Origin of the sequence: Chitinophaga sp. (genome assembly GCF_039596455.1) — a bacterium.
GTDB lineage: Bacteria > Bacteroidota > Bacteroidia > Chitinophagales > Chitinophagaceae > Chitinophaga.
This window is the reverse complement of the sequence record NZ_JBCNJR010000001.1, coordinates 242,048-259,777: the sequence shown is the minus strand read 5'-3', so window position 1 is coordinate 259,777 and position 17,730 is coordinate 242,048. Positions and strand designations below refer to the sequence as shown.

The following is a 17,730-nucleotide window of genomic DNA, read 5'->3' as shown; positions in this document are numbered from 1 at the left end:
TTGTTTATGTTGTGGTCAGAAGACATCGGAGATGCGTTTTAGAAATTGATATTAGCCCCTATCATGAACGTTCTGGGAATGGGGAAGGAGCCGTTGTCCAGGCCGGCCGTTATCTGCTGGTCACGGGTATCATTCACCTCAGGGTTCTGGCCGGGATACTTCGTGAACACGAAAGCCTGCTGCACGCTGCCATAGAGGCGGGCGGATTGCAGGTATTTCAGCCGCTTGAGATCGAAGGTGTAACCCAGCGTGATGTTTTTGATGGTGAGATAGTCTCCGTCAAACACCCAGTTGCTGTTGCCCAGGCGGTACAGTTCCGTGGTGTTGGCCAGCGTTCTGGGCACCAGGCCATTGCCGGGGTCTTCCAGGGAACGCCAGCGGTGGGCCATGTCTTTCGTTACATTGAAAATGCCGTCTATGTTCACCAGGTTCTGCATGTTGGTGTTCATGATCTTGTTACCTGCCTGGCCGGCCACTACAACGGAGAAATCAAAATTCTTGTAGCGCAGGTCGTTAGCCATGCCGTAAATGACGCGGGGATTGGGATTGCCGAGGTACGTTCTGTCATCCGCATTGATCACGCCGTTGCCGTCAATGTCTTTCATGCGGGTGGAGCCTACTGCGGAAGAAACGTGCTTGGGCTGGCGGTTAAATTCATCCTGCGTCATGTAAATGCCGTCAAACACATAACCCCACAGCTCGCCTATGCGCCGGCCCTGGGCGGTGCGGTTAAAATCCCCGTAGGTGCCGGTGCCGCCAATGAAGCCGGGCGTTTGCAGTTCCGTTACCTTGTTATCGTTCAGCGCAATGTTGAAAGATGTGTTCCACTCCAGTTCCCCGGTGAGGTTGCGGGAGTTTACCTGGAACTCATGGCCCCACATGCGGAAGGTGCCCACATTGTAAGCCACGCTCGGAAAACCGGATGCCCAGGGAACGCTCCACTGGTAGAGCAGGTCTTCCGTGGTTTTCCGGTAATAGTCATAGCTGAAAGTGATACGGTCGTTCAGCAGGGTCAATTCCAGGCCAAGGTCCAGCTGTTTGGAAGTTTCCCAGGTGAGGTCGTTGTTCGCCATCTGGACAACAGACTGGCCCGGCGCCAGTGTGGAGCCGTTAAAGGTGTAGTTGGTAGCGCTCAGCAATGCGGTTTGTGTGTAGTTGCCGATGTTGTTGTTGCCGGTAAGGCCATAGCTGCCCCTTATTTTCAGGTGGGAAAGCGTATTCGATTTGGGGAAGAAGGGTTCTTCACTCACTATCCAGGCTGCTGAAGCGGACGGGAAATAACCCCATTTCCGGTTGCCGCCGAAGCGGGAAGAACCGTCACGCCGGATGTTGGCGGTCACGTAGTATTTATCCGCAAAGCCGTAGTTAAGCCTGCCGTACCACGATACGAGCGACCATTGGTCGTTATTGGTACTGCCGGTAGTGGTGGCGGCGCCGGAGATCCAGGGAATGCGGTCGTTCGGGAAATTGGTGCCGTTCACAACCCTGTTGTTCTGCTCATATTTCTGCGCGCTGTAGCCTGCCAGCAGGTCAAAGTTATGTTCCCCGCCCAGCTTGAATTTGTACATCAGCATGTTTTCACTCAGCCAGGAAACGGTGTTGCTGGAAGTGGCGTTGGCAGTAGCCGGCTGGGGAGGGGGCGCGCCGAAGCGGCCGGTGGTGGAAGGAGAGAAGCTGTTGAGATCTGCGTCTATCAGGTCTGTATTGAAAGTTGTTCTGAAAGTGAGGCCGGGCAATAATTCCAGCTCACCGTAGATGTTGGCCAGCAGGCGGAGTGTTTTCTGCTTGTGGTTCATAATGAGCAGCTGCTGGTAAAAATTGGGCAGCTTGTACATGCCGTAAGAGCTGGCGGATGTAGGCAACGTACCGTCCGGATTAACCGCAGGGATCAGGGGTGAGCTGATGAGCCCCCCTGAAATTGCCTGCCGGTTATTGTCAAGCGTGGTGCTCCGTGTATTATTGTCTTGCTGGTAGGTGGGCGCCAGGTTGAGGCCCAGCTTCAGTTTATCATTTGGCCGGAACTCATTGTTGCTGCGTAATGAGAAACGTTGCATGCCGGTATTGTACATCACGCCCTGCTGGTTAAAGTAGGTGAGCGTGGTGCTGGAGAGTACCTTTTCCGTTCCGGTAGATATATTCAGTGAGTAGTTGGAAATGGGGGCCGTTCTCAGCAAGGCGTCATACCAGTCTGTTCCTTCGCCGTACTGGGAAGGGTTGGCGTAATCGGCCGGTATCTGGGCCAGGCCGGTGGAAGGGTCTTTCCAGTTTTCGTACCTGATCTTGTCTTCATAAAAACCGCGCATGAAGTCAGCAAATTCGCGGGCGTTCATCATATCCGGCCTTCCTCTTTGCGGAACGCTTTGCCAGCCGTAATAGGTGTTGAAGTTCATGGTGGTGCGCCCGGCCCTGGCCTGTTTGGTGGTGATGATCACCACGCCGTTGGCGGCGCGGGAACCGTATAGCGCTGTGGCGGATGCGTCTTTCAGTACGCTGTAGCTTTCAATTTCATCGGGATTGATCACGTTGATGTTATCTCCTGCTATAGGCTGGCCGTCTATTACTATCAGGGGCTGGTTGCCGGAGCGCAGGGAAGAAGCTCCCCTGATCCGGAAGGTCATGCCCTGGCCGGGGCGACCGGATACCTGGCTCACCTGCAAGCCTGCTACGCGGCCCTGCAGCTTTTGCCCGAATTCCGCAGCGGGAATGTCTTGCACCTCTTTGGTGCTCACCTTGGTAACCGAACCGGTAATGCTCCGCTGGCTTTGCGCGCCGTAGCTCACTACCACCACCTGTTCCAGGTTGGCGCCTACTTCTTCCATTACCACGGGAATATCCGAGCGCCCGTTCACAGGCTCTTCTTTTGTGCCGTACCCGAGGAAGCTGAATACCAGCACGGCGTTGTTGTCAGGCACATTAATGGAGTACCGCCCGCTGGCGTCAGTAGTAGTACCGCGGCCGGGAACGCCTTTCACCTGAACAGTTACGCCGGGCAGCCCTTCACCGGAGGCCTTTACGGTTACCTGCCCCTGCACCCTTTTTTCCTGGATAACCGGCGCCGGCGGTTTGGCAGCGGGAGGGCGCTGTTTGATGATGATGGTGTTGCCGGAAATAACGTAGGTAAGCGGCTGGTCTTTCATGCAGATGTCAAGCACCTGCGTTACCGGCATGTTCTCTACGTCCAGGTCTACCCGCCTGGCCTGTTTCAGCAGGTGGGTGTTGTAGAGGAACTGGTAGTTGCCCTGTTTCCTGATTTCCTCAAATACTTTTCCCAGGGAAACGTTTTTACCCGAAAACGTGATGATCTGTGCTGATACGTGTGCGCTCACCTGCATACAGGTTGCGGTAAGCAATACAACAAGCAGTTTCATAACAAGGAATATTTTACCTGGCCTTGCGGCAATAGCAATTCCTCCTTTACATTTTGTACAGGAATCCATACTTTTGTAGTGTTTGGGTTTTGTTAAAAAAATCGCAACTGATGGTTTTGACAGGCTGCCCAATACCGGCAGGGGCGTGGCCGCGCTCCTGCTTTTATGCAGCTTGCCTTTTCTTTTGGTTGTTTATTGGTTTATCATTTCGCTGTTACGGTCACTTTCCGGCCTTCTATCCTGAAAGACACTTCTTCCGTCAGTTCCAGCATTTTCAATACTTCAGATATGTTAGATGACCGGGAAATATACCCGTCATAATCTTTCATGGTCATATTGCCTGCATACACCGGTTCTATATCATACCAGCGTGCCAGCTGTTTCATAATAGCGGTGATATTATCACCGCTGAACCGGAAAAACCCGTTCTTCCAGGCCATTACCTGGTCAACTTCAGGATGGCCTATGGTAAAGGCGTTGCCGCCTGCTTTCCATTGCGCCTGTTCTCCCGGTTTGATAGATACGCTTTCCGTGCCTTTGGTAAGCCGAACGGCTCCCTCCAGCAGCGTGGTGGCCAGCACATTCTCGTCCGTATAGGCGTTTACGTTGAAATGGGTGCCCAGCACTTCTATGGTCATATCATTAACGGCTACCATGAAGGGCTTGCGCGCATCTTTGGCAATTTCAAAATATGCTTCGCCCGTCATTTCCACTTTTCTTTCCCGGCCGGTAAAGGCGGTTGGGAAGCGGATGGAAGAGGCGGCATTGAGCCAGGCCCTGCTTCCGTCAGGCAGCGTTATCACAAACTGGCCGCCTCTTGGCGTAGTGAGGGTATTGTATGTAACCGCTGTGGTGCCATTGCCTGCCTTGTAAAGCAACTGCCCGTTGCGCTGGTTGATAACGGTGCTGCCCTGGTGGATCACCTGGTTGCCTGCACTGTCTAACGTTACTACGGAGCCGTCTGCCAATACCAGCGTGGCCTTGTTGGTGCCGGGCCGTATGTCTTCCACTGGCTGCGTACGCGCTGTTGTTACAGGCGTCTGTTTGTTGAGGCCCCACCACCCCGCTATCAACAGGAGCACGGCCGCTGCGGCCGCAGTTGCAATGCGCGGCCAGAGGGAACGCCGTTTTGCAGGCGCCGTGGCCTGCTGTATGTTTGACAGCAGCGCCTCACTTTGCTCGTCTGTGAAAACTTTCCCTGTAGGCGCAAAGCTGTTGTACGCTTCTTCCATCAGGCGTTTCACCGCTTCTTCATTCTCCGGCCGGCCGAGCAGCAGCGCCAGTTCATCCAGCTCTTCCTGGCTGGCGGTTTTCCCGAAGTACCGGAAGAATAAATAAGTCAGCCTCTCATTTGACATGCGGAAAGTTTAAGGGTACTATACACTAAAGACACACCGGAATAAAAAAGGGGTAATGCAGGGGGAATTTTTTTTACCGGTTCACCAGCATCAGTAAAAATAGCAGGAGCATGTTGATATGGGCCCGTACATACTGCGTGATGGAACGGAGGGCCAGCTTCATATGTTTTTTGGCCGTTTCTATGGAAATGCCCAGCTGGGCAGCAATTTCTTTGTGTTTCAGGTGCTGGTAGCGGCTGAGGAAATACACTTTCTGCTGCTGGGGCGGCAGCTGGGCTACCGCCACGTCTATCAGCGCCCGGTAATCTTCTTCCGGGGCCGGTACGTCCTGCGTGGCCACTTCTTCAAACTGGCTGGCCCAGCGCTGCTGCCGTACCTGTTTGTTGGCTTTTTCGCGGAGGCAGTTAAAAGTATGATTGCGGGAGAGAATGAACAGGTAATGTACAAAGTTGCCCAGCTCCGGCAGTGTTTCCCGTTTCACCCATAGTTTGATGAAAACTTCCTGCACAATATCTTCCGTCATCTCCAGGGATTCTGTGAGCCGGTGCACGTACGCGGCCAGCGGCTGATGGTACGCCCTGAACAGTTGTGCAAAGGCCTCCGGGTCTCCCTGCGAAACCTGTTTCAGTAGTAGCGGCTCATTATGTACCGGTTTTATGGCCAAACTGTTACTATTGGTTTGTTACTAAATTTAAAGAAAATAAAGTCACTTTTCATATTGTATGGTAACCGGCCCCATGAGCCCGGATGGCAGCAGGGGCGAATCCTTTTTATAGGGATTGTGCGTGGCGAAAGCGTACCGCCCGCTGGTGCGCGGTTTCCCTTCCAGCAGCCAGGCGGGCCATTGCCCGTTTTTCACACCATCGTCAGGCAGATGGGCGTCACCGATCAGCCTGTTGGGCCAGAGGTTGGCCACTTCTATTTCCAGCTGGTTGCTGCCGGGCCGGAGGGCGGTGGTAATATCCACTTTCCAGGGCGCCGTCCACACCACGCCAAGGTCATGGCCGTTCAGCCGTACGCGGGCCATGTGGTTTACTTTACCCAGATCAAGATAAATTTTACGAGGTGTGTCCATGTCGGGCATGTTGAACTGTTGTTTGTATACGGCTATGCCTGAATAATATTTGATGCCTTCTTCAGGGCGCTGCGTCCAGTCTTTCAGCTCATCAAAAATTATGCTGGCCGGCCCGCCCCACCTGGGGTTGAATGATACCGTCCATGCGCCGTTCAGTGTGGCGGCCACCGTATTTTCCGGGAAGTTAACAGCAGAACCGGTGGGTGTAGCAGTACCTTTTTCGAACACGATGAAAAAACTCTGGTAAGGTGCGAACGTGACGGGGATGGTTGTTCTGCTGTTGCTTGTATCAAACTCCGGCAGTGCGCGGATGTTGCCCGTCAATGGGTCCCACAGGGAAGGTGCGCCTGCTGTGGTGCGGAAGATACAATCCGTTTGCAGCGGCTGGCCTGTGCGGTTGGCCACAAAATAAATGTCCCTGCCTGCCATGGTGCGGTGCGTATAGCGTACCGGCCCTGGTGATGTAAAGTCTTCCGCCACGCCCATTTCCTGCAGTACCGCCGCGGTGGTCCCGTATTCCGGGTAGAGTGCGTCTTTTTCAGGGGAAAGGTTGCCGCCCCAAATCACTTTCCCTTTTCCATAAGGGCGGGTGGTTTGCTGCGCAGGCGGATGCAGACTGCCCCAAATAGTTCCGGCTACAGTGCGCACGTTCCTGTCTGAAGCGGGGTAGCCGGTCAGGCCCGGCGCCCTTACAGGAGGCGGGCCTGCTATGGTAGCCCCGTCATGTATCAGGCTGCGTATCTTTTCCAGCAGGGCGGGAGACATTATACCCGCATCCGGTAAAACCAGCACGCGGTAGCTGGCGCCGCCGGGGAATACAATGTTGCCCTGTTCCACCTTTGCCGCGTACAACTGCCCGGGCGCGCATCCGTCAAAATTGTAGCCTTTCCGGTCTGGCAATACTTCATCTCCTTCAAGCGCGGACGCCGGCGGACGAAACACATGCGGAGCGCCCTCCGGCGAGAGGTAAAGGATGTCTGCCACAGCGCGACCTTGTTGTAAAACAAACTGGCAGCGTGAAATATATTGATGATAACCGCCGGCCATAGGCCACCACGTTTGCCCCCTGTCCCAATGCACGCCGTAAGGCCCCATGGTCATGCCCGGACGGAGGGAGTCATTCAGCGCCTGGTTAATGAAAGTATGGTACACCAGGCGGTTGATGCCGGCGGCAAAAGCCCAGTCTCCCTGTTCCTTCATAGCGCCGGGGTATTGTTTCCATGATTCATTGTTCTGCGCAGTGAAAGCTTCTGCCGGTACCAGGGAAATGCCGTTCACGTGCGCAATGGAAACTGCTTCAATACAACTGAAAGAAGTATTGAAGCCAAAGCCTTTGCTCCAGAATTCGCACATGGGCATATCCGCTACAGCGCCCAGCTCGAGGTCTGCCGTGGGGTTCATGTCATACGGCTCAATGGAGAGCTGCAGGCCGTGGCGGTGACTGTATTTTTTCAGGTGCTGCGCGTGGTTGGCTATCACCAGTTCCTGCAGGGTGAGGCGCAGGTCCCAGAGAAAGCGTTCACTGATGGCCGGGCTTTCCACAATATGGCCCGCGTACACGGGAAAGAACGGCAGCGGGTCATAGCCGCGCCGTTGCGCAAAAATTTTCCGAAAGCCGGGCGTCCAGTTTTGTGCACCCATTTCCCAACTGTCCATGTGGAGTGTTTTTAATCCTCCCGGCCGCTGTGGATCTGGAGGTCCTACCCGGCGCAACAGCTTCCCCACATAAGCGTCAAGATGGGCGTTCATGGCTACTGAATCCAGCTTGTCCGCTTCAAACCCCAGCCCCGGAAATGGCGCCGGCCTTGTTACCGCGCCGTTGTTGCGGACGCCGAAACGCATGATGGTCCAGTTGCCGGGCGGCACTTTCCAGTTGAGCGTACCATCCGGCTGCAGTTTATTGGTAAGGTTTACGATCTGGCTCTTCCGGATGCCCGCAGGCTGGCGGGCCGTGTCTGGCGCCGGCAGGTACTGTTTAACGTTTGGCGCGGAGCTGTAGGGCGCGCGGTAGTAAAGCGCCTTTTCATCCACGTCTGTTATTCTCTCTTCCGGTGAGGGTGCGGGAAAGGCCAGCACCGCCACGTCCTCATAAAAATCGTTCCACTGTTTTTTCATAACCGGCGTTAAGCCGCCTTCGCCAAAGAAAGGCTTTTTGGGAGGAGGCACGGGCAGCTGGATGTTTTGCTGATAGGCGCCTGATACATTGATGCTGCTTGCCACCAGGTGCTGCATAGACTGGCGCGGCTGCACCCATGGCCCGCCGCTGCCGCTCCAGCCGGGACCTACGCCCAGCGTAACGGCAATGCCCAGCCGTTCAGCCTCCCGCATGGCATGGGCAAACAGCTCCTGCCATTGTTCGCTCAAAAAATCAACCGGCCCGCGGGGAATGCCCACGTTCACCTCCAGGAATACCACATAGCCGATGCCCGCGCGCTGCATAGATTCCAGGTCTGCCGTCATAGAGGCTTTTGACTGGTTGCCGTCCATGAAATACCAGTAAACGCCCGGTCTGGCGGAGGGCGGCGGATTAAGGAAGCCTGTTTTCAAGCTGTCTGACTGTTGGCCACTGGCAAGCGCCAGCATTAAAAGCAGGAAATTCATCATAACGGGGCAATTCGGAAACTAAGTTAATTGTTGGCGGCGGATTGGGCATCCTGTAGTTTCCTGCCCCGTTTTTTGCACTCTTCACCGTATTATGTAACTTGAAAGGAATAGCTGTCACGCATGAACTATCAAACATTTCAACCCCACCCGGACCTGGAGGCATTGATAAAATGCTACTGGACACTTGAAGTGCCTGCGGAGCCGGCTGCAACAAAGCAGCGCATCCTTCCTGACGGGTGTATTGAAATGATCTTTATACTGGGCGATGATGTAAAAAGATATACATCGGGAGAAGAATATATTCTCCAGCCGCGCGCTATGCTGCTTGGCCAGATCAGCGAACCGTTTTTTGTTGAGCCAACCGGCGTGGTCAGTTCATTTGCCATCCGTTTTTATCCTTACAGCTTCGCCAACTTTACCACAACGCCCGTGAAAGACCTGGCTAACAGAGAAACGCCCATCAGGCTGCTGTTTGAAGAAAAACTGGCGGCAGACCTGGAGCATGCCATTGTGAACGCTGCCGATACACAGGAGAGGATTAGAATTATGGACGATTTCTTTTTACAGAGATTGAAAGAAGAGATCGTTATTGACAGCATCCTGAAATCTACCATAGACACGCTGCTCTCCGCCGGCGGAAGCGCAACAACCAGCTCGCTGCTGAAAGGGGAAGTATCAAAGAGAAGGCAGCTGGAAAGGAAATTTTCAAAGCAGGTGGGGTTAAGCCCCAAACAGTTAGGCAGGATCATCAGGCTGCAGACTGCTTTAAAGATATTGCTGAACCAGCCGGATGAAAGCCTGACCAGTATTGCCTATGAAAGCCAGTATTACGATCAGTCTCATTTCATAAAAGACTTCAGGGAATTTACCGGCGTTAACCCGAAGGAATTTTACGGCAATGATGAATTGGCCTTATCCTCCCTCATCTACACATAAACCCTGACCTGTCGCATTTTTACAATTTTCCGCTTTAGCCGGGTCCTATTTTTGTGTGAAAGAAAAAATACAACACATGGAGCACTTCATTTGGTTTTTCGAGATCCCGGCAATTGACTTTTCCAGGGCTACATCATTTTACAGGGCCATATTAGGTATTGACATCGAAGTAGTAGATATGAACGGCATCCAGATGGGGCTGTTCCCTAATGATGGCAAAGCGGTATCTGGCGCTGTGGTTAAAGGGAATTACAAACCTTCGGCGGAAGGCGTGATCGTTTACCTGAACGGAGGAGATGATCTGCAAACGATTTTGGACAAGGTGGTGGCCGCAAGTGGTAAAGTGCTTGTTCCCAAAAGCGAAATAGGGCCGGATATAGGCTTTTACGCCTTGTTCATGGATACGGAAGGGAACAGGCTGGGTTTGCATTCTCAAGGTTAGCCCATTTTTCAGGCCAGAGCGAAAAAAACATAGATGCCACGCCAGCGCATGCGCTGGCGTATTTGTATCCGGTGCAACACCTGTAATAGTCGGCTACCAGATCGATTTGTAAATAAAGTTGACTAAATTCGGTCAGTAGTTTCGCATTTAAATAATCACAGACAATGAACAGATTCACCGTAAAAGCATTTGGCACAGAAGCGCCCGAAGCGGACCTGAAGCAAATGAACATAGAACGCAGAGAGGTAACCGCAAAGGACGTAGAGATAGATATCTTGTATTGCGGCGTCTGCCACTCCGACCTGCACACCGCGCGTAACGAATGGCATGGCACCGTTTACCCGAACGTGCCTGGCCACGAGATCATTGGCCGCATTACAAAGGTTGGTAAAGACGTTACCAAATTCAAGGTGGGAGACCTGGCCGGAGTGGGCTGCATGGTAGATAGCTGCCGGGAATGCGAGAGCTGCCGGGAAGGGCTGGAGCAATACTGCGAAAAAGGGAACATACAGACCTACAACGGCCATGAAAAATACCTTGACCAGCAAACCTTCGGCGGTTATTCCGAACGGGTAGTGGTAGACCAGGACTTTGTTCTCCACATTCCCGCCAACCTGGACCTCGCCGCCACGGCTCCTTTGCTGTGCGCCGGCATTACCACCTATTCCCCCCTGAAGCACTGGAACGTTGGGCCGGGTCAGAAAGTCGGCATCGTTGGCATCGGCGGCCTCGGCCATATGGGCGTGAAGCTGGCAAAGGCCATGGGCGCACATGTGGTCGTGATCACCACCTCCGCCGCAAAAATTGATGATGCCAAACGCCTGGGGGCGGATGAAGTCATCCTTTCCACAGACGAGGCGCAGATGAAGAGCAACGCCGGTACCCTGCATTTCATCCTGGACTGTGTGTCCGCTTCCCACAACATCAACGCCTATTTAAAACTGCTGAAGAGGGACGGCAGCCTCACGCTGGTAGGCGCCCCGGAACACCCCCTGCCGGTTGCGCCGTTCAGCCTGATTCCCATGCGGAAGAGCTTTGCCGGCTCCATGATAGGCGGCATCCGCGAAACGCAGGAGATGCTGGATTTCTGCGGGGAGCATAATATTACGTCTGATGTGGAGATGATCCGCATACAGGATATCAATAAAGCGTATGAGCGGTTGTTGAAGGGGGATGTGAAGTATCGGTTTGTGATTGATATGGCGTCGTTGAAGAAGTAAAGTTTCATCTTATAGAACAAACGGGTTGCTCAACACTGAGCAGCCCGTTGCTTTTAATCAGATGTGGATGAAGGGACTAGAACCTCCATGCCACGCGGCAATATAATATCAACGACGTTCTTATGCTCGGCTTCCGCTAGCTGAGTAAAAGCATTAAATCATTTGATTCTTCAACGATCCATGTGTTTTCTCTAATGAGCTTTTCTATCAATTGCTTTTGGCTCTCGGTGTATAAATGGGCAGACAGCCCTGACAAAAGCGTTGGAGCCTCTGGATTTTTCCATAAACTCTTATGTTCAGATTTTATAATATCTTTCGGTTCTCCATTGGGGGTTAATAGTTGAATAGTTGGAATCTTGTCTTTTACAAGCCGGAAGATATCTAAACCATCATAATCCCAATCACACATATAATAAATGGGAAGGTTCCTGTTTTGCGAATAAATAAGTTTCTCTACATTCCTACCACCAGCGTACCATAGTTCAATATTGTTTTTCCTAGGTCTTTCAGGCATTTTGAGAAAGTATAAATTCTCACAAAGCACGATTGCCTTGGGATTATGACATTGAAGAATATATAGATATTGAAAATCTCGACTGTCCGAAAAGGAGTCTATTTTTAAAATCGTCCTTACGGCTCGCTCGAGCGCTTCGCTAGAATCGAGGTGCTTTTCATGCTTAAAAAACATCAAAGAAACGCCCCGTCGTGTCTCATTTGAATCTTTTATTTGTTGACGAATATCTTCCAAATCCCCATTATCCATCTGACGCTTCATTTCTCTTAGTCTCAAGATATCATCTAGTTCAAATCTGCACTGAGGTGTATCTTCTCCTATTGCAATTAATAACTCAAGGCATTCATTATATTTATCTAGATAACGATTTTCGAAAGTGTTTCTGAAATTGCCGTTGGCAGTAGTGAGTATATCTTTTTTAGTAAATAGCAATTCTTTGGTTTGATACGTATGATATCTGAATACAGCATCTTCAGCTAAGGTTGTTCTATTCTTTGTTCTTCCGTTTTTGTAAAGTTCATGTAGAGACTTAAAGGATTGCCAATTCATTGTATCCTCGATTTTAGGTAATTATCTAATTCCATTCTAAATTTATTAGTCCTAAAGTAACTCATTACTTTAGGATAATTGATATCCTTATTTTCTTTTCCAGGGATAAGTTGATGTATGATCCAACCTTCATCATCGCCAATTGCATATGGCTTCGGTGTCATAGTAATGATTTGGTAGCCATATTCTTTAGCAAGAATCGGAAACATTCCAAAATTCACACTATCCAAGGTTGCCGATTCCTCTAAAATAATGAATCTAAGGCCAGATCGGCTACCATCCTGTACCACAGATAACCTAGCGATACCTAGAAGTGCAATCGCAGTATAACTTTCTCCTGTGCTTCCTGGAATATCCTTGCCTTTTTCATCGGTCAGCTTGCTCCTTAACATAAAGTATCTTTTGGGATTCAAAAGATCCTCTATGGTTACTCGAGATTTATTGCCGGAGAAATTCATATAAAAGTTCTCTACAAATTGTTGTGGGTTCATTTCCCAATTTATACCAGTATCGGCGATGCTATGAGCTGATTTTCTAAGTTGTTCGATCCACCTGATATCTAGTTTGGGAGCTGGATTAAAATCAATACGGAAGAAAAAGCGATTGCTTATGAGTTTTCCTCTGAAAAAGTCATTGAGGGATTGTACTAATTCTTTATATTTATCGAAGTAACTTTCCGTCTTTCCGAAGACCTTTATTAAGCTACCCAATAGATCATCTGTAATAGCCAGCAGTTCAGTATTTAATACCTCAAGATGGCTAGTAATTTCGTCAAGTGTGCGTATTTTAGAGCCTAGTAAAGCTTGTTCCAATACTTCGAAGGAAAAATTCTTGTTGCTAATCTGTTCGTTCACACGGATATCTCTACGATCTTTTGTTTCTTCATACTTACCCGTCATTTGGCTATATTCACTTATGTAATTACCGTTTGCATCATCATAAGCAGATTGCAAACTCTTGATTTCTTGAAATAGAGAGGCATCTCCAGGATCATCCGGCAATTGATTCTCCGGGTACTTAATTTGATACAATTTGTGCTGCTTTGTCAATTCAGTTTCAGCATCTTTTAGTGTAGCTAATGACTCTTCGTGGTTTTTCTTTAACAATGGCAGATTCCCATCAATACTATTTAATTCCGATTGTTCTCCATTAAATTGCTTGCTAAGGCTTTCGTAACGATTTTTAGCAAATTTAGCCCTAATCTTAATCTTTTCTAGTAAGATTTGATACTCTACTCCTTCCATAGCAATGCCATACTGCCTTTTGGCGTTCTCTATCTTTTCCATCTCCTTTCTTTGTCGCACCCTCAGATCAACTATTTTGTAATTTACGACCGCACATAGCTGTGCAGCATGCCTATGCCCTCTAATTTTTGTGGGATCAGATAAATCAATGTCAAAATCATAATCAAAAGCCTCCTTAGGTATCTTGCCATTATCCAAGTTGCTATAGATGTCCTTTTGCTTTTGTAGATCCTTATCCTGGTCATTAAGGTATTCTTCCAATTGCGTAATACTACTGAATTCCATTCTAGATGAATCAGGCATAAGCATTGATGACACCGGCACAAATTCGTTCAATGGTCCTGCTTTGAACCACCACCCCCTATTGTCCTTATCTTCCGTAATGTCTAAATCTTGTATTAAATTGGCAGATTCAGTATAACGTGTTCCTTCCAAGGCTGCTTCAGGCTTAGAAAGGGCCACTGTCCTCAGATGTACCAAGACAGCCTGCTGTGCTTGGCTCAAAGTTTTATTTAATGATAATGCCTGTACAAAAAGATTATTCTTTGCTGCCTGCTGCAAGGCTTCTCTAAAACTAGCAAGCTTTAACTCTTTGTTTTCCAGATCACGTATTCTGCTTCTTAGCCAGTCATCTTGTTCTTTTTTTTTACGGTTCATGCCAATAATTGTAGCATATCGTTGCAGTACTGATTTGGATTTATTAATATTCTCCTCATAGTACCTGGCATCCTTTTCCATAAGACCGGTAACCCCATCAAATGGTGGCTCATGCATAAGGCCTTCTGTTTCAATGCTATTTAGTACCCGCTCTTCTTCTTTTAGCTCTTCTAGTGAGTCAAACAAAGATTGCATTCCCATCAAATCAGTAAAAGTATCGTATTCCTTTTGAGCAGTTATGTTTGCACTAGCCACTAATCTTGTAAATTTATCTGAACGGTCACATAAAAATTTAAGTCTATCCTGTTTGTTTTTAATTTCTATATCAAGTTTAATAAACTCTTTTTGTGTTTTAAATCTATTATGAGAAGCTATCAAGCATGAAGTGTAATCAAGCTTATGCTCTGCATCCTTTTTTTCCTCATTGTATTTTTTCAGCTTTCTTAAATCGTCTTGTTTATTTGAAATGTCTACTATCTGATCCTTTGTTGCTTTAAATTGGTGTAGTAGTCTACGAATAGTCTGATCCTGATGGCTGTATTCTTGGTTGATTTCAATCTCGTCTTCCTCAAACAGGTATTCAATAAGGCTTTTGGAGCTGTCAATATCTAAAGATTTAGATTTAGAGAAAGCTTGAATTACCTTTGCGAACGCCTTCAAATTACTTTCTTTCACTAAATTAATAGGTAATAATTCATTGTGATAAAGCCAACTATAATAGGCACCTCTTTCCTCCCGTGTACTAAAATAGTGGATATACAAGTTATGCTTTTCGGGGAGATTCCTAGCCAATTCGTCGAGTGTATATGCTTCTCTGTTAGGTCTTAGAAAATCATTACTAAAAAGCAATTTTTCAGCAATAAATGTATGTTGATCCAGCTTGCCATCCGCAAGATCAATAGAAGCGGTAATGATAAAGGGTTTTACTAAATGAAGTCCTTGGGTCAATATAGCAGCACCAATAGCAATAAAATTACCTTTTGTCACTTCAACATTAAAGCAAACATAACCCACTCCACTTTCATAAGGAAGTTTTTCTATTTTTCTGCCTTTTTTATCAATGCCCTCTGTAGCGAACTTTATATACTTTGAGTCTGCCACGAACACAATTTGAAAAAGATCTGCTATAATGGATTTCCCGACACCGTTAGAACCAGTAAAGTCAGTTCTTGTCGCATGTAATAGATAATCCTGGTTATAGTGCTTTAATAGGCAAACAGTGGATATTGAATATAAAAGTGGAGTCATAATGGTTTTATTTCTTTCAAAAACACGTCGATATTTTCGATTTCATTTTTATAGATTTCAATAAAATGATAAATAGTGGGTAGGATAGTAAAGTGAATGGCTTCTTCCGAATCCACTTTTTCTATCAGTCCAATTCTATGGAAGAAATTGATTACTGTTCCAAAGTTCTTTTTCACCATTTCCCATTCTTTATCTGTATAATCAGGTCTTACATCAGTAAAAAATAACCGCTGATAAGCTTCCCTGTGTTCACCTTGTTCTATTTCAAACTTGATGTCGTCCCATTGAAATTTCTTATCGTAGCTGAATAGATTGGAAAAATAAAGGTTAGCCAACATGAAGGCAACAATGGTCTGCCTGGCCTCAATTTCTAAATAAAGTAAAGGATTGGAAAGCCTTCCTTTGCCAGATATGGGAAACTCAAGGTAAAAATAGGCAACATTATCATGCGTTCGCCTTTCTAACTTTAATCCGTAAAGGGTATCATAATAATATGCAAACTCATTCTCAAATTCATCCAACAAAGCAAAGAGGGATGGAAAGGAAGGCGTAATATGCTTACCTCTTAATAATTCGATATTCAATTCAGCAAAGTGTTGTTGTACTTGAATATTGCTCAAGAAGCTAAATTCCTGTTGTTCCGTACTGTTACTTTCCATATATGAAGACTGTTATTACTACTTTGTAGCTCTTCTTTTATTTCAATAAAGTTCTCTTCAGTGAGGTTGCGAATAAATTCATATCCTGTTTGAACACCTATCTCAATGCTATTTTCCTGTTGTGTAATTTCAAATATTCGTTTACTTAGATCTATGCTCTTTGCAGTTTCCAAGTCCCTTTGTGCTTGTTCGAAATATTCTTGTATAAGGGCTTGTTTGGCCAATTCTAACTCAAACTGCGATTGTTGATCAACCTCGTATTCTTCATCTGTTTTCTGTTCGAAAGGTATTGTTCGCTTCAAAAATCCCAGATCATAGTAACGTAGCGTTCTGAAGCGGAATTTCTGCTGCACCCAATCTCTACGTGGAAAACTATCTGGTAATGTTATCCATTGTGGAGGTTGATCAGCCTTACTATTTTCTAAAAGATATACTAGCATTTTTTTAAGACTAAGTTTGAAGTGGGACTGAACTCTTAAGGTCTCTTGCAATTCCTTTATTTTAGATCCAGCAAAAACCATTTTCATATTAATCACATCTAATTGCTTGTCTACTTTATCAAAGAAGGTATTTACTTCCTCTTTGATACGAATGGCTGTTTGACAGTTGTGTTGCATCTTCTGATAATACTCAAGGTCATCATACCGGTGTGCTGATGGTTCTTGCTCAACCCTGCCAGCAAAAATCTCAACGATATCTCTTAATTGGTAATGGACCTCCACCTTCATTCTAATAGCTTCCGTAATTTGTCGTGCTTTATCCCCCAGTATTTGAAAGTTGGCTGAAAACTGCTCTAGAATTTGAATAGCAGAAAGATTATCTGCCTCTAATATTCGGTTAAGTGCTTTTACGGCATCATCCACTGATAATTTTAGGCCCTCCAGATGCCCTGTCACCATTTGACGGGCATTATTCTGAAATCCAAACTTAAACCAGCTTTGCAGGTTGCTTATATCTTCGGTTGCATTATTAGGTAGTTTAAAATACATTTCAAATGTATCCTTTAGAGGAAATTTAAGATAAGGGTTATTAATGCGATGTATTGCTATTTCTACAATCTTTTCAGCATGAGGAGTAAGAATAAATTGATTTGACTTGGAGGGAGCGCGTTCTATAAAGGTTCGCAATAGTCCCTTGAAAGTCCTTTCGATTTGCCGATCTTTACCAGTATCTAAAAAAGGCAGGCGTGAGGTATCCACAATGGCCTGTTTTATTTCCGTATACTGCATCTCTAAAGATGGGTAATTAATATATAGATGATATAATACTAAAAATTCGAATTCAGTTGGAAATAGTTCTCCATACGAATGGAAAATACGTTCCAAGCTAATAGATTTATCTTGTTTGCTACTGGTTACATTCATTGTAAAGAGACTTTGGGTAAGTATTGTTTTTCGTTGTTAACATTGCATATTTCTTTGACGTATACTTATACTCAGATCACTCCTCTACCCTCGTAGGAGTCTTAGAGGATCAGTTATAGTAAAATTTATTGTTTGTCCTAAAGCATTTGTATGATTGTGCTTATTCGGAGTCGCACGTATGGGTTTTTCTGGGGATATGCCTCAATTTTTATTTGACAATTTAACAATAAAAATTTAATGTTTGATGACAAATTTTCAATCTTTGATATCGTAGTTGAAACCTTACGGAGCCATGCATTTATTTGGTAGCAAATAATTTCAAGTAAATCCTATGTGAGCCTATTAGATGGAAATACCTCTAAAGAGGGAGGAAGTATTTTACTTTAGCTATCCAAAGGCATAATGTTTGAGATCTTTACGCGCCTCGATATTTTTTGAATAGGAGATATAGAGCAATCTAGCGTAAATCTGTGGGTCAACTTACATTTTATT

Annotated in this window: 11 protein-coding genes; 3 read left to right on the top strand and 8 right to left on the bottom strand. The window is 47.0% G+C overall.

Features of this window, described 5'->3' with window-relative positions; all coding sequences use genetic code 11:
• Positions 1 to 38: 38 nt before the first annotated feature.
• From ABDW36_RS00980 to ABDW36_RS00965, 4 genes are all read right to left on the bottom strand, one after another.
• Entirely contained in the window at positions 39 to 3,368 is a 3,330-nt protein-coding gene (locus tag ABDW36_RS00980; RefSeq protein WP_343700014.1) for a TonB-dependent receptor, read from the bottom strand.
• Positions 3,369 to 3,571: 203 nt separating this feature from the next.
• Complete coding sequence (locus tag ABDW36_RS00975; protein WP_343700013.1) at positions 3,572 to 4,726, bottom strand: FecR domain-containing protein; 1,155 nt, start codon at positions 4,724 to 4,726, stop codon at positions 3,572 to 3,574.
• A 73-nt stretch (positions 4,727 to 4,799) separates the two neighbouring features.
• Entirely contained in the window at positions 4,800 to 5,390 is a 591-nt protein-coding gene (locus tag ABDW36_RS00970; RefSeq protein ID WP_343700012.1) for an RNA polymerase sigma-70 factor, read from the bottom strand.
• Positions 5,391 to 5,432: 42 nt separating this feature from the next.
• Positions 5,433 to 8,405, bottom strand: a complete 2,973-nt coding sequence (locus ABDW36_RS00965; RefSeq protein ID WP_343700011.1) for a glycosyl hydrolase — start codon at positions 8,403 to 8,405, stop codon at positions 5,433 to 5,435.
• Positions 8,406 to 8,525: 120 nt separating this feature from the next.
• Here ABDW36_RS00965 and ABDW36_RS00960 point away from each other — a divergent pair, with 120 nt between their 5' ends.
• The 3 genes from ABDW36_RS00960 to ABDW36_RS00950 all read left to right on the top strand — a co-directional run bounded on the left by ABDW36_RS00960 (position 8,526) and on the right by ABDW36_RS00950 (position 11,003).
• A complete protein-coding gene (locus ABDW36_RS00960) occupies positions 8,526 to 9,341 on the top strand; it encodes a helix-turn-helix domain-containing protein (protein WP_343700010.1) in 816 nt (271 codons plus the stop codon).
• Positions 9,342 to 9,417: 76 nt separating this feature from the next.
• Positions 9,418 to 9,783 carry a VOC family protein gene (locus ABDW36_RS00955; RefSeq protein WP_343700009.1) on the top strand — a complete coding sequence of 122 codons (366 nt, stop codon included), beginning with the start codon at positions 9,418 to 9,420 and terminating at the stop codon, positions 9,781 to 9,783.
• 164 nt (positions 9,784 to 9,947) lie between these two features.
• On the top strand, positions 9,948 to 11,003 hold the full coding sequence (locus tag ABDW36_RS00950; RefSeq protein WP_343700008.1) for an NAD(P)-dependent alcohol dehydrogenase: 1,056 nt from the start codon (positions 9,948 to 9,950) through the stop codon (positions 11,001 to 11,003).
• Positions 11,004 to 11,139: 136 nt separating this feature from the next.
• On the opposite strand, the gene ABDW36_RS00945 is transcribed toward ABDW36_RS00950, so the two are convergent.
• From ABDW36_RS00945 to ABDW36_RS00930, 4 genes are read right to left on the bottom strand one after another with little or no spacing between them, the layout of a single operon-like run.
• A complete protein-coding gene (locus tag ABDW36_RS00945) occupies positions 11,140 to 12,066 on the bottom strand; it encodes a hypothetical protein (RefSeq protein ID WP_343700007.1) in 927 nt (308 codons plus the stop codon).
• Positions 12,063 to 15,215 (bottom strand): hypothetical protein, encoded by a 3,153-nt coding sequence (locus ABDW36_RS00940; protein WP_343700006.1) that lies wholly within the window; start codon positions 15,213 to 15,215, stop codon positions 12,063 to 12,065. Before ABDW36_RS00940 ends, ABDW36_RS00945 begins: the two co-directional genes overlap by 4 nt.
• The gene (locus tag ABDW36_RS00935) at positions 15,212 to 15,874 is read right to left on the bottom strand and encodes a hypothetical protein (protein WP_343700005.1); all 663 of its coding nucleotides are present in this window, start codon (positions 15,872 to 15,874) and stop codon (positions 15,212 to 15,214) included. The genes ABDW36_RS00940 and ABDW36_RS00935 overlap by 4 nt, the downstream gene beginning before the upstream one ends.
• Positions 15,832 to 17,199, bottom strand: a complete 1,368-nt coding sequence (locus tag ABDW36_RS00930) for a hypothetical protein (RefSeq protein ID WP_343700004.1) — start codon at positions 17,197 to 17,199, stop codon at positions 15,832 to 15,834. Before ABDW36_RS00930 ends, ABDW36_RS00935 begins: the two co-directional genes overlap by 43 nt.
• Positions 17,200 to 17,730 lie beyond the last annotated feature (531 nt).

What these genes read in the sequence shown, in the direction of transcription:
- ABDW36_RS00980 (WP_343700014.1), bottom strand. Translation starts at nt 3,368, where the DNA reads ATGAAACTGCTTGTTGTATTGCTTACCGCAACCTGTATGCAGGTGAGC.
- ABDW36_RS00975 (WP_343700013.1), bottom strand. Translation starts at nt 4,726, where the DNA reads ATGTCAAATGAGAGGCTGACTTATTTATTCTTCCGGTACTTCGGGAAA.
- ABDW36_RS00965 (WP_343700011.1), bottom strand. Translation starts at nt 8,405, where the DNA reads ATGATGAATTTCCTGCTTTTAATGCTGGCGCTTGCCAGTGGCCAACAG.
- ABDW36_RS00960 (WP_343700010.1), top strand. Translation starts at nt 8,526, where the DNA reads ATGAACTATCAAACATTTCAACCCCACCCGGACCTGGAGGCATTGATA.
- ABDW36_RS00955 (WP_343700009.1), top strand. Translation starts at nt 9,418, where the DNA reads ATGGAGCACTTCATTTGGTTTTTCGAGATCCCGGCAATTGACTTTTCC.
- ABDW36_RS00950 (WP_343700008.1), top strand. Translation starts at nt 9,948, where the DNA reads ATGAACAGATTCACCGTAAAAGCATTTGGCACAGAAGCGCCCGAAGCG.
- ABDW36_RS00945 (WP_343700007.1), bottom strand. Translation starts at nt 12,066, where the DNA reads ATGAATTGGCAATCCTTTAAGTCTCTACATGAACTTTACAAAAACGGA.
- ABDW36_RS00940 (WP_343700006.1), bottom strand. Translation starts at nt 15,215, where the DNA reads ATGACTCCACTTTTATATTCAATATCCACTGTTTGCCTATTAAAGCAC.
- ABDW36_RS00935 (WP_343700005.1), bottom strand. Translation starts at nt 15,874, where the DNA reads ATGGAAAGTAACAGTACGGAACAACAGGAATTTAGCTTCTTGAGCAAT.